Raw genomic sequence first — 13033 nt, 5'->3', positions numbered from 1 at the left:
GTTTCGCTCGTTGTTCAGTTTTCAAAGAACAATTTTTTCAACAACGCGGTATATCGTAACACGTTATCAAATCTAGTGTCAAGCTTTATTTTTCATTGATTTCAATCTCTATCAATCAATGCTATTAAGCTTGTCGTCCCAACCGCTTGTCTCTCTCGGCCGGAGTTATAATATAGCATGATTGTTTTTCAGAATACAACAGGTATTTTTTTACAAACAACTCAAGATAAGCGGGCACTTCCCCCACCAATTCAGGCAATCGTCAGGCTAAAGAAGAAGCCGACAGTGTCTCCTCAAGTGCTACAGGTTCCAAGTCTCTTACTGTCCTTTCATTTATGCTGTCTATTCAAATAGGGATAAAGCGACAATAGAAGGTTAAAATGCGGATTGCATTTCACTGTGCTTCCATGACTAGAGTCTAACCTCTTACCCTCTCTCTGAATTCACCGCATCCAGTTCGAATCATATCGAGTTCCGAAAATAAGATTAATTTTCTATTATACATAGTTACAATGGATGCTACGTATTCCGCTACTATTCTCTCAGATCTTGCGAGTAACTTCGCTAACTAATCTCTTCATCCATTTGTCCTTTGAAAGGCTACAGTTCTTATCTGGAACGAACATAAAAAAACCGATCGCAGCGCTGATCGGATTTAAACCAAAATTACAAATCGATGATCGTCTCTTAACTATATTATAACCTACTACAGAAAAAGCCCCCTAACGGGACTTTAGAATATCAGTCTTTCATTTACTAGTTGTTGCTATAATTCCTTGCGTTTTGCGCTTATCCGCTATTCCCGCCCAGCTTTGCCCCTTGCAGCAATTGACGGCGCGTCCATTCGTTAGCAACGATCGTATCTTCGTCCAAAGTCAGCTGTTCGTACAAGCGTCTCCTCAGTACGGCAAGCATATCTGCATGTTCAGATTTCCCGATCAAATTCGTCAGTTCCCCAGGGTCGGCCTGCATGTCGTACAGCTCGTCTACATCCGTTAAGTTCCATACATATTTCCAGTCTGCCGTGCGTATCATCCGGGAAGTGTACAATCCGAACTGCTGCCCGTTATAGGTAGATACGATGGCGTCACGCCAGTCTTCCGGCTCCTCCCCGGCCAGCAGCGGTACAAGCGAACGACCCTGCAGATCTCCGGGATCACTTGTTTGCAAGTGGAGAAGTTCCAAGATCGTCGGAGGCAAATCCATAAAATTGTAGACGAAACGGTCACACTTCAAGCCTGCTTCTGCTTCGTTGCCAGGCATCCGAACGATGAGCGGTACCCTTACCACATCGTCGTACAGAATGTAGTGTTTATCCATCATCCCATGGGAACCGCACATGTCGCCGTGGTCAGCGGTAAAGATCACAATGGTGTCGTCAGCCATTCCTAACTGCTCGAGCGTCCCAAGTACTCGCCCAATCGCATCGTCGAGTTGACTGATAACAGCGTAATAGCGAGCAACGATCGGCGCCCAATCCTGCCAGCCGTAACCGGCCACGCCCCAGCTCTGCAACTGTTGGCGCTGAATGTACGGCTTGCCGGCAAATGTCTCGCGAAAGCCCGCCCATTCCGGGATGTCCACGGGATCGTACATTCCCGAGAAGGGAACCGACGGTCGGCAGGGCAAGTGGGGCTCGCTGAAGTGCAGCGCCAGATGCCAAGGCCTTCCGCCCTCTTGCAGACGCTCCAGCGTCTCGCCCGCACGCGCCGCGAACCAATGCGTCTTAGCATCCTCGAGCGGCAGCGGACATTCTTCGCCGAAGAACCCGTTCCCGTAACGAACATCAGGATGCTTCCGCGAGACGAATTCGCTATAATCTGCTTCGCTGACATATGACTCGTAACCATAAGCAGTAGGACCGTGTATCGGATTGACACCCCATTTGCCCAGATAGGCCATGGCATAGCCGCTTTCCGCTAGCGTTCTCGTCCATGCATAAGATTCAGGCGCCAGTGCCGCCACAGGCAGGGCGCCGCTGTAATTCCATAAAGCGCCAAATGTTTCCGGTCTCCTCCCGCGCAATAGCGACTGCCTTGCCGGCGAACAGACTGGCAGTACGGAGTACGCGTGGGAAAATGCAATTCCTTGCTCAGACAAATGGTCTAGGTGCGGAGTGCAAACCGGATAGTTGCCGACGAAGCCCAGGCAATCTTGCCGCAATTGGTCGGCAGCGATCAGCAATACGTTAGGCCTCCGCTTGTTCACCGGCTCCGACATGCGCTATCCGCTCCTTTCCTTCTGGCTGGCAATAGATCCGGTTCGGTATTCGCGCGGCGAGCAGCCGGCATAACGGACGAATAGCCGACTGAAGAACGACGGATCGTCGTATCCGACCATGGTCGCGATATAGATAACCTTCTCGTCGGACTCGAGCAGCATCCGTTTTGCCCGTTCGATGCGAATTTCATGCAGCAGATCGAATATGCTTTTGCCAAACTCCTCCCGCACCAGCCGGTTCAGCTGCCGGGTGCTGACATTAAACAGGCCAGCTAGCGCTTGAAGCGTAATTTTTTTGTCGAAATGGCGTTCGAGATAACCGGAGATCCGTCTGGCCATCATCACCCGTTCGGATTGGCGCGAGGATCTTTGGATACGATGGCTTTGCATATTCGCATAATAGCGGGACAACAGCAGCAGCAGCTCAACCATCTGCAAGCGGATCAATGTCGCATGACCGGAGTCGCGGCTGCTGAATTCGCGGATCATGCTCTCCAGCAGCGTAAGTACGGACGACGCCTCTAGGCCGTTTAGATTAAGGTAATGGTTGAAGCGGACATCCTGCTTCAGGAAGGGATGAACGTAGAAGTAATCCATTGATGCCGTTATTTCCAATTCCTTAAGCAGCGCATCGGGTATAAAGGAGGGCATAAACAAGCAATTGACGATTTCCATCCGCTCGCCAGGCTCTACCGAGTATGCATGTGTCTCGCCGGGATTAATAATAAACACGTCGCCTGCCTGAATGTTGTAATGGTTGCCTTGAAAAATATGAACGCCCTGTCCTTGCACCACATAGACGAGCTCAATGAATTCATGGCCGTGTTCAGCGACAGTAGCTTGCTTCGTCCGATTGATCCAGAACGGAAATTCATCCTTCATGTAAGCTTGGCTTCCCAGAATACGCTCCATCCTTCATCCCTCCTCGCGTCCGTTATCCGATCAAGCTCTGATGATCGGTTTATGCCGCTCTTGCGTTGCCTGATCGAATCGTTCGCGGCGCGGATCCCGGATCCAATCGTCCCACGTCATCCCTGATTCCGCAAGAATCTGCTCAATGCGTCTTCGGAACGGGAGTCCCGCTTCACGAAGCTGCCGGTCTTTCGGATCCTCACGGCCGCCAAGCTTCGCCACTACCCAACTTTCCAGCTGCTTCTCCAGTTGGTCCGCAAGCTCCGGTTCACGCTCTGCGAGATTCACCGTTTCTTCCGGATCGGCGTCTAGATCATACAGCTCTCTTGGCGGTCTTGTAAATGGCCCCGAGTCGTATGTCCGTATAAATTTGTAACGGTCCGTACGTATGCCGCGCGCCGCCTGCCAAGCGCATTCACTCAGATAAATGGCTTCCTGCGTACCGTCCTCCGCGCTACGGATAGATGGCCATAAGCTTTTGCCGTCCATGGCCGGCGGGTCTGCAACCTTCGCAAGGTCGATGCCTATAGGCTTTTCGCTGCGTATCGCTTCCAGCACTGTCGGCATAATGTCTACCTGCTGCACAAGACCTTTCACCCTTCGTCCCTCGGGAATGCGCCCTGGCCACCGCATAATCATCGGCACATGAACGGTCGGTTCGTATAAACCGCAATGATCCCAGAAGATGTCGTGCTCCGTCAGACTCTCGCCATGATCGCCGAACAGAATGAGCATGGTATCCTCTTTGATGCCTAGTTCCTCTAACTTAGCGTCGAGTTCCTTCAGGCAATCGTCAAGATAGCGGATTTCTGCGTCATAAAGCGCGTCGTAGTATGCGCTGTCCGTCACCGGACCAACAAGATCGTAATGGTGGTGCTTGAAGAACGGGTAGGCAGGATGGTTGTACGCCGGCTCCATGCTTCGGTTATCCGAATCATACGGATCCCGCTCCGCTTCATAAAAGTCCGAAACATACGACTCCGGAGGCAAATAAGGCGTATGAGCGTCCCAGTAATGAAGGAACAAAAAAAACGATTCGTCTTTGTGCTCCGTTAGCCATGGAAATGCCAGATCATTGACCGTCTGGCCGTCGATCCAGCGATTCCCGCCAACGCTGTTCGTATAGTAGCGGTAACCGCGCGCAAACCATTCCTTAAGCTGGTACAGGTTATCCACCGCGGACGTCGTAAAGCCGGCGCCTCGCAGCAGATTCGGCAGCCAAGGGGTTGATTTGGGCAGATGCGTGAGCTCTGAGCCGTGCGAGACAATTCCAGTCGTAAGCCCCACTTTTCCGGTAAAAATGCCGGTATGCGCCACTTCGGTTGGAATGTCGGCCGCATAAGCGCGCTCGAACAGTACGCCTTGGTTGGCGATTTGGTCCAAATAGGGACTTGTCGGTTTCGGATAGCCGTACCCGCTCAGCCTTGAGGCACGTACCGTATCCAGAGATATGAGTATGATCTTCATTTATGCCTTCTCCTTTTCGGATATCCGGTGATCCGGTGATCCATTACCTCTTAAGGTTACGCTCTCTGCGCGGCTTGCATAAACCGCAAGTGGGTATGCAGCCAGCCGAGTACGGCATCGCTGTTATCGTGCAGCGAGGCGGAAGCCGTATCAATCACGATATCCGGGGATTGCGGCACCTCAAACGGATCGGAAACGCCGGTAAATTGGCGCAAATCGCCGTTTCTCGCCTTGGCATACAAGCCTTTCACATCGCGGCGTTCACACTCGTCGAGAGGGCACTTCACATAAATTTCCATGAATCCGGGCAACTGCGACCTTGCATAGTCCCGCATTTCCCGGTAAGGAGTAATGGCGGAGACAAGCACCTCCACATTGTTACGGGAGAGAAGCTTAGCCACGTAGACGATCCGTTTAATATTTTCCATCCGCTCCTCGCGGGAGTATCCAAGCCCTTTGCAGACCGTCTCTCTAAGCTCATCGCCGTCCAACAGCTCCACGCGCCGTCCTTGCTTCCGCAGCTCAGCCGCTACATGACGGGCCGTCGTCGTTTTGCCCGCTCCCGACAATCCCATGAACCATAATACGGGGCCGTGTTGTCCGTCCATGTTGATCGACTCCTCTCGCTGAGTACTTTCGCTTATCCGCTTCCGGGTACGTCGATGGGTATTCCACCGGACTGATGCGAACGGATCGCCGCTTCGATAACTTCCTGCGCGGCTAGCGCATCCGCTCCGGACGCCTCAATCAATTCCGGTGCATCGCCTGCCTTGATCTGCCCGATGAAACGATTGATTCGATGCGTAAACGTATCATTGAAACCCTGCATCCCGCCAAACAGCGAATTGCGGACTACGGTCAACTCGTCGGATTGATGCGGATAATACGTCATGCTTTCGTACAAGTTGTCGATAACGAACCGGCCTTCATGGCCTGCCACCTCGCAATATTCGATCGGATGGCGCATCGACATGTCATAGCTGCCGGTCAAATGGCCAACCGCGCCGGAGACAAATTCCAAATTGACAGATGCGGTCGACCAGCTCTGACGGCCCGGCGCCTTCGTCATAAACGCCTGCACACGCTTTACGTCGCCGGCAAAATAACGCATGACGTCGATGGAGTGGGGATGCAGAGCACGCATATGCAGCCACTCCGTATCTTCTTGCGGGTTCTGAATGGTGAGCCGCATATTAAGGAATAGCAACGAGCCTAATTTACCCGCTTCCAGTAATTCTTTCGCCTTATAAGCAGCCGGCGTAAAGCGGTGATTTAGGTTGCACGCGAGCCGAACGCCCCGTTCCCTGGCGACCGCGACAAGCGTCCTTGCTTCTTCGATCCGATTGGAGATCGGTTTCTCCACAAGGACGTCCTTGCCCGCGTCGATCGCGATCATCGCGGGTTCGAAATGATGGCTGCCCTTCTCCACGCCCGCCGTTGCAACCGCCACTACATCAATCTGTTCTTTGGCAAGCAGCTCTCTCAAATCGGTATAGGCGGGAACGCCATATTCAAGACCTGCCGCTTCCGCGCGTTCCGGCATCAAATCGCAGACAGCCGCAAGCTCCGTATCCGGATGCTGCCGATAGGCGCTACAATGAATTTTACCGATATGGTTAACTCCGACGACCGCAACCCGAATCATTTGGACGCCGCCTCCTCCTTGGATTGAAGAGATCGTGCGCCGATAATATTGCCGATATGCAGCGAATTGTACGCCTGCTCGGACGAGGTGAACGTCACCCCTTTGCCGTGCCAGTTCAGATTCGTATACATCGGATTCGTACGGCCCGTCTGCTCCTCGCGCCTTGCGATATAGTCTTCCATTTGTTTCGTCAGCTGTGCTACGATCTCTGGCTCCTGCTCCGCAACATTATTGTTCTCTTCAGGATCTTCGATCAAATTGTAGAGTTCTACCTCCGGCTTGAAATGAAAATCCGGCTCAAGCGCGCGAATCAGCTTCCATTCCGGTGTCCGCCAGCCGTGTTTGCGCATCCATGTGCATTCCGTCAAATACAGCTCCTTATTCCTGTTCCGATCCGCGCCTTCGCTTGCGACCGGATTCGTCAAGCTGCGGCCGTCAAAGGAAATGCCGCTGTCGATTCCAATCAGGTCCAGCAGCGTCGGCATAATATCCGAGATCACCGACACATCCTGGATCCGTGTTCCCTCAGGGACGCGTCCAGGGAATTTGATGATGAGCGGCACAACAAGCGTACAATCATAAAGTCCATGATGATCAAAATAGCAGTCGTGCTCGTATAGCGTTTCGCCATGATCAGAAGTGATCACGACAAGCGTCTCTTCCTCTAGTCCTAGCGCGGAGATCTTCTCGACAATACTTTGGATGCAAGCGTCCATATAAGCGATTGCGCCGTCATATTGCGCGCTGACGTAGGCTTCATCGGTGACGCCCTCCGGAATCCATGACTTCAGAAAATCGGCGAACGGTTTGAAATTGTACACCGGTTCCATTGAATCGTTGGCGGGGTCCTTCTCGTCCTTGCCATAGAACATCCGATCGAACGGCGCAGGCGGCAAATACGGCGAATGCGGATCCATATGCCGCATGAACAGCAGGAACGGCTTATCGTCAGCCGCTAACCTCTCCAGCTCCGGAATGGCGATGTCGTTCAGGTTTTGCGCCTTTGGCGTGCGCCCCGTTTCATCGGGAACCCAAGATTCATAATCGAGATACGTTTGGAAACCTCGCGATGACGGATTGCCCGAGAAGCCAACGCACGAAGTGTTATAGCCGTTCTCGGCAAGAACCTCCGGCAGTGTCCTAACATGGCTTCCGAGCGGTCCTTCATGGCGCAGCGCCACGACGTCGGTTCCAAAAATGTCCATGCCTGTCAGCATGGATGCGTAAGCCGGCGTTGTTGGAATGCCCGGGCTGAAATGCTTCTCGTATAACACGCCTTGAGCCGCAATTCTGTCAAGATGCGGGGTAGTCAGCTTGGAATAGCCGTAAGCGCTCATATGATCCCGACGAAGGCTATCTATGCCAAACAGTAAAATATTCGGTTTCTTGCCTGCCATATTTGTAATCCTCCTTTTGGATGGAACACTTGCTTTTATCTTGCTCCCAGCTGCTTAAGGACGGCATTAAGATAGCCGTAAGACTCGGCGGCCACGATGGATACTTGCGCAAGCGTATGCTCCGGCGAAGAGCCGATGACCTCAACGACGACCGGACCTTCGTAACCTCCGTCCACCATCGCTTTGCAGTAGCCGTACAGATCGATGTCGCCGCGACCGCAAGCCTGAAGGGCGATCGGTCCGGGGCCCTGCTCGCGGCCCTTGCAGTCACGGATGTGCACGTGCTTCACACGGCTAATGACGGCAGGCAGCGCCTTTTCCGCATTCTCGCCGGCGCGGTGGATATGGCTAGGGTCCATGTCAATGCCAAACGCCGGGGAGCCGATCGCCTCCATCGCCCGCAGCGTGGTTGGCGTGTTGTGAATGGCATTGCCGACATGTGCTTTCACGCAAAGCGTAATGCCAAACGATGCGGCCCTCTCCGCCATCCTAGCAAGCGTCTCAATCGACGCCTGCAAATCTTCTTCGACACCCAGCTTCCCGCCAGGACCAACGTTAACGATAGGAATGCCAATCTCAGCCGCAGCTTCAAACGCCGGCAGCAGCCGTTCCTCTTTGAGCGACGCAACCTCCGTGGAGAGAAATGTCAGACCGGCCTCCTGCACTATCGCCTGCAGCTCGCTTTTCTGCTGCTTCCAGCGGCTCAGATCCAGATGCTCGCACATTCCCTCTATCGCGGCGATCTCTACGCCGTCATAGCCGCAAGCCGCAATATGCTTTGCCGCTACGGCAAAATCGAATTCTTTGAACAACACCGAATTGACACCTAATTTAATCATGTAAGAGTCCTCCTGAATGATTGATAGAAACTCACGATTATTTCAGATAAAACGGATCGCCGTGCAGCGGCGGCAGCGGCTGCGGCCGTACGACTTCACCGCCGCGTTCATACGACTCCTGCACCGCATGCACATACTCGAGCACGGCAAGCGCATCCCGTCCGCTGGCGCGAAGCGCATCCGGAGATACCTTGTTGTTCACATCCTCCAGAAAAGCGTGCAGCCGATTATTGAACGTCCGGTTGAAATCGTTTGTGCCAAAATCCGTCACTTCAGGCTCAGGCTGAACGCTGATGGCCGGAATGCCTTTATTTGCTTTCCAGAACGATACTTTCTCGACGCAGTTCTCAATCGTGAAGGTCCCCTTCGAACCCGCAACTTCCAGACTCCACCAACCGCCTAATCCATAGACCGCATCGCCGCGCTGACTCATTAAATAGCCGACGCCACCGTTTGCGAACTTCATGTGGATGCTGTTGATGGACACCATTACGTCGCCGGCGCTACGTCTAAAGCCAGGACGGTCGGAAAACGTCTGGATATGCGTGATATCGCCGCAGAAATGCCGCATGACGCTAAATGGGTGGGTCAGAAACGCGCGCATATGAAAGTAGGGATGGCCTTTGACTTTGTCCGAGCCGGCAAGCGCATAGTTGAGCTCGCCGCCGTTGAAGCCCATTTTGGCCATGCAATAGATCAGTTCGCCCACCTCGCCGCTATCCATATATTGCTTCGCCTTCTCGGCCGGCGGCGTGAAATAATGGTTCAGGTTGCAGCCTAGATATACCTTCTGCTTCTCGGCAAAAGCTACCATCTGGCGGCCTTCGCGCACATCGTTGCAGAGCGGCTTCTCCACCAGCACATGCTTCCCATAGGACATTGCTTCCATTGCCGGTTCAAAATGCCAGCTGCCGTTGTCAATGCCGCCCGTCGTCACGTCCACGACCTCAAGGTCGGGCTCGTTCTCGATCATATCCTTTAGCGTATAGTACGCCTTGACGCCATGACGCTCGGCTGCCGCATCGGCGCGCTCCTTGATGACGTCGCATACCGCCACGACATCCGCCAATTCATCCTCTTTGTAACAGTTCGCATGGTTGTTGCCGATCCCGTTCATGCCTACGATTCCGATTTTGACTGCCATGTTCAACGTCCTTTCTTCCTTGGAATAGGGTGTTGTAAACGCTTTATGATTCCATCATACGGTCTCTTTCCATCCGAATCATGGTCGTTCGGGACAAAAACCTATCCGTTCGGGACCACTTTTAGAAAGACGGGCATGATCCGTTAACCCTTAACGGCGCCTGCCGTCATGCCGGCTACTATTTGCTTATTGAAAAAAATGAATAAAATGAGCATCGGAATTGAGATCAGAACAATATCGGCGAACAGCAAATTCCATGATGTCGTGAACCGGCTCATGAAGTTGTACAGCGTCAGTTGCACCGTAGCATTGTTCGAACCTGGGAAGAAGTAAAGCGGATTAACAAAGTCGTTGAACACATTTATCGATTCCAGCACAATGATGGTTGAAGTGACGGGCTTGAGAAGAGGAAAGAGGATATTGAAAAACAACCGCCCGCCGCCTGCGCCATCGATCAGCGCGCTTTCATCGATTTCGCGCGGTAGCGTTGCAACAAACGCTTTGTATAGAATGGCCGCGAACGGAAAATGAAGCGCCACCTCCACGAAGGTGATGCCGGACAAGGTTTTGAACAGGTTGATCGAATCAAGTACCCAGATCGTTGGCACAATAGCAGGCGGGATCATCAGACCGGCCAAAACAAGAAAGTTAAAGACGGAAGAAAAGCGTCCTCCGTCGCGGCGTTGCAAAACAAAGCCGGCCATTGCGCTGACGATGATGAGTACACCGATCGACAGGACGGTCAGCAGCATGCTGTTATAGAAGGCACGGACAAGCATATGATCGGAAGCAGTCAACACAGCCTTGTAGTTTTCCAAAATATGAAAGGATTTCGGCCAAGACATATTCATGAGGGCAGATTCGGCCTGATTCTTGAAGGAATTGATAATAACGAAATAGAACGGAATCCAAAAGATGACGGTGCTGAGCACCAGAGCGATCACGGCAACAATAACCCTTCTGGCCTGTTTGCTAATTCCCATGTTTTCGCTGCGGCTCCTGTCCACTCTCTCCACCAACATTCTGCTTATATCGCGGCTCATAAGTACACCTCGCTTTTCGTCAGGTACTTATACAAGGGGAACGCCAGCAGCGATACGCCGACAAACAGGATCACGTTGCCCGCAGTCGCCAGGCCATAGAAGCCTGCCTGATACTGCTTGTATATGATCGAAGCGATCAGGTCAGTCGTGAAACCAGGCCCTCCCTTCGTCATGGCCCAGATGAGGTCGAAGGAACGAAGCCCTCCGATAAATGCCAGTATAATGACTGAATTCATCGCCGGTCTGCTTAACGGAACCGTGATGTACCGGAATGCGTTCATGCTGCTCCCGCCGTCGATTTTGAGCGCTTCGTAATACTCGGCCGGAATGCCCGAAATTCCCGCGATATAGATGACGGTAGCGACTCCGACCCCTTTCCATACGTCTACTAAGGCAACTGACAGCAACGCGATCTTCGTATTGCCGAGCCAATCCGGCCCGTTAATGCCAAGAGCGGCTAGACTTGTATTAATCAGTCCCGACGAAGGATGCATCATAATGGAGAACGCGATTCCGACTGCAATCGTGCTTAGGAGGGTTGGGAAGAAAATGACGGAACGCAGATAATTCTTGAACAAAGCGGTAGAGGTAAGGAATGCACCGAGCAATAGCCCGAGAATGACCTTGAGGCCGCAGGTTACAACCGCGTAAATCAACGTGTTCCGGAAGCCGATGCTAAGCGCCGTCTCCGAGAAAAAGGTGACATAGTTATCAAAGCCGATATAATCCCAATCGGTGAGTGTCCACCTTGTCATACTGAAAAACAACGATAATGCGGTTGGCAGCAAATAGAAGACGAAGTAGATTAGAAACGCGGGCACAAGAAACAAATACGAGTAGGTTCGAATGGTCAGCTTGGTCATGGCTCTCTCCTTCTTTCCGGAGAAACAGGCCCCGCAGCGCCATGCGCGGAGCCCCGTCTCCAACTAAAATTCCTGCATGCGGCAGGCGATTTACCAGCCCGGCAGATTCAATTGCTGTGCCTGTTTCAGAATATCCTTGTCATAGTCCTCGGCACCCTTCTGAGCGGAAGTGATGCCGCTGCCGACAGCGACGGTAAGATTCTCCAGGTTCGGTCCTTTGACGGGCGATACGAACTCAAGCGCAGGTGCCGTCTTGCCCTCATCAAAGTATTTCTGCATTTCTTTGACGCCTTCGTAAGCATCGTCGGGAAGCTCGATTCCTTTGATGACATAAGGCCCGGCCGCTTTGACTTTGGAGGAGAATATCGCTTGGCCTTCCTTGGAAACGAAGTAGTCCACGAATTTTTTGGCGGCTTCTACTTTCTTGCTGTTCTTGTTGATATACATTCCGCTAGGCATCCATACCGTCAGACCGTTGACGTCCGCGCTGTCGCTTGGGATCGGGAACACGCCGATGTCATTGATCTTGTCCGGGTTATTTTGCAGGATGGAATCCAAAGCGCTTGTCAGCATCGGATAGTGCACGCCCGTACCCTCGGCCAGCATCTTTAAGGCAACATCATACGTCGTGGCCAGGAAGTCCTTATTCATATAGCCGGCTTTGAACGGCTCCTCTGTCTTCTCAAAGCTGCGCAGTGCCTCTGGCGTCGTCGCGTATTTTGCTTTGTTGTTCGTGTAATTGTCCGCGAAATTAGGGACCTTCGCCTGTACATTGTAATAATCGCCGAGTACAAAAAGCTGGGACGTCCAGGTATCTTTATAGGAAGCGATAACGGCCGTCTTGCCCGCAGCTTTGATCTTCTCGTTGTTAGCCATGAATTCGTCCCACGTTCGCGGAACGGTCAATCCGAGCTCGCCGTACACCTTCTTGTTGTACAAAATCGCACCAGCGGAACTTGAGCCGACGGGCGCACCGTACACCTTGCCGTCAACCGTTACGACGGACTTGAAGGAATCAAGCACGTCAGCCATGAACGGCTCATTCGTCACGTCCAGGAAATTATCCACCGGATTAACGGCCTTCAGCAGCGAACCCGTGTTATAAACGAGCAGATCGGCCATATCTCCTGTTGCTAAGCGCGTCTTCACAAGGTTGTCGCCTTCCGTGCCATCCGGCTTGATGTCGTACTCAATGGCAATATTCAGCTTTTTCTCTGCTTCCGTGGCAACAGCTTTGAGCGCTTCAAGCGTAGTACCAGTGTTGCCAACCATCAGGGTTAACGTCGTTTTCTCTGTAGGTTCATTGGTAGCGGCGTTCGCGTTCGTATTACCGCTTGGCCCGTTTGTTGTAGGCGAATTATTGCCGCCGCAGCCAGCGAGCAGCACCACGATCATCATGCTTGTCAACAATGCGAGTGTTCTGGCATTCGTTCGTTTCATCGCTTGTGCAGCCTCCCTTTGTAGGCATGGACCGCGCTAACTTCGGCAGCCGTCCGTTTGCCC

The 13033-nt window shown here is 52.6% G+C and carries 11 protein-coding genes; all 11 read right to left on the bottom strand.

What is annotated here, in order from left to right; all coding sequences use genetic code 11:
• Positions 1-789: 789 nt before the first annotated feature.
• A complete protein-coding gene (locus QQK89_RS25875; RefSeq protein ID WP_284241620.1) occupies positions 790-2220 on the bottom strand; it encodes a sulfatase-like hydrolase/transferase in 1431 nt (476 codons plus the stop codon).
• 3 nt (positions 2221-2223) lie between these two features.
• Positions 2224-3132, bottom strand: a complete 909-nt coding sequence (locus QQK89_RS25870; RefSeq protein WP_284241619.1) for an AraC family transcriptional regulator — start codon at positions 3130-3132, stop codon at positions 2224-2226.
• A gap of 30 nt (positions 3133-3162) precedes the next feature.
• Positions 3163-4599: a sulfatase family protein gene (locus QQK89_RS25865; RefSeq protein ID WP_284241618.1), complete on the bottom strand. Its 1437-nt coding sequence runs from the start codon at positions 4597-4599 to the stop codon at positions 3163-3165.
• Between the two features lie 56 nt (positions 4600-4655).
• A complete protein-coding gene (cysC, locus tag QQK89_RS25860; RefSeq protein ID WP_284241627.1) occupies positions 4656-5243 on the bottom strand; it encodes an adenylyl-sulfate kinase in 588 nt (195 codons plus the stop codon).
• Positions 5240-6244, bottom strand: coding sequence for a Gfo/Idh/MocA family protein (locus QQK89_RS25855; RefSeq protein ID WP_284241617.1), 1005 nt, complete (start codon positions 6242-6244; stop codon positions 5240-5242). The genes cysC and QQK89_RS25855 overlap by 4 nt, the downstream gene beginning before the upstream one ends.
• Positions 6241-7641, bottom strand: coding sequence for a sulfatase family protein (locus tag QQK89_RS25850; protein WP_284241616.1), 1401 nt, complete (start codon positions 7639-7641; stop codon positions 6241-6243). The genes QQK89_RS25855 and QQK89_RS25850 overlap by 4 nt, the downstream gene beginning before the upstream one ends.
• 35 nt (positions 7642-7676) lie before the next feature.
• Positions 7677-8480: a sugar phosphate isomerase/epimerase family protein gene (locus tag QQK89_RS25845; RefSeq protein WP_284241615.1), complete on the bottom strand. Its 804-nt coding sequence runs from the start codon at positions 8478-8480 to the stop codon at positions 7677-7679.
• Between the two features lie 37 nt (positions 8481-8517).
• Positions 8518-9624: a Gfo/Idh/MocA family protein gene (locus tag QQK89_RS25840; RefSeq protein WP_284241626.1), complete on the bottom strand. Its 1107-nt coding sequence runs from the start codon at positions 9622-9624 to the stop codon at positions 8518-8520.
• 143 nt (positions 9625-9767) lie between these two features.
• Positions 9768-10601: a carbohydrate ABC transporter permease gene (locus QQK89_RS25835; RefSeq protein WP_434481774.1), complete on the bottom strand. Its 834-nt coding sequence runs from the start codon at positions 10599-10601 to the stop codon at positions 9768-9770.
• A 62-nt stretch (positions 10602-10663) separates the two neighbouring features.
• The gene (locus tag QQK89_RS25830) at positions 10664-11530 is read right to left on the bottom strand and encodes a carbohydrate ABC transporter permease (RefSeq protein ID WP_284241613.1); all 867 of its coding nucleotides are present in this window, start codon (positions 11528-11530) and stop codon (positions 10664-10666) included.
• 90 nt (positions 11531-11620) lie between these two features.
• Complete coding sequence (locus tag QQK89_RS25825) at positions 11621-12970, bottom strand: ABC transporter substrate-binding protein (RefSeq protein WP_284241612.1); 1350 nt, start codon at positions 12968-12970, stop codon at positions 11621-11623.
• Between the last annotated feature and the right edge of the window lie 63 nt (positions 12971-13033).

This window comes from Paenibacillus glycanilyticus (assembly GCF_030161375.1).
In the GTDB taxonomy this organism is placed as follows: Bacteria; Bacillota; Bacilli; order Paenibacillales; family Paenibacillaceae; genus Pristimantibacillus; species Pristimantibacillus glycanilyticus_B.
The sequence above is the reverse complement of the archived record's forward strand: the minus strand, read 5'-3'. Positions and strand labels throughout refer to the sequence as shown.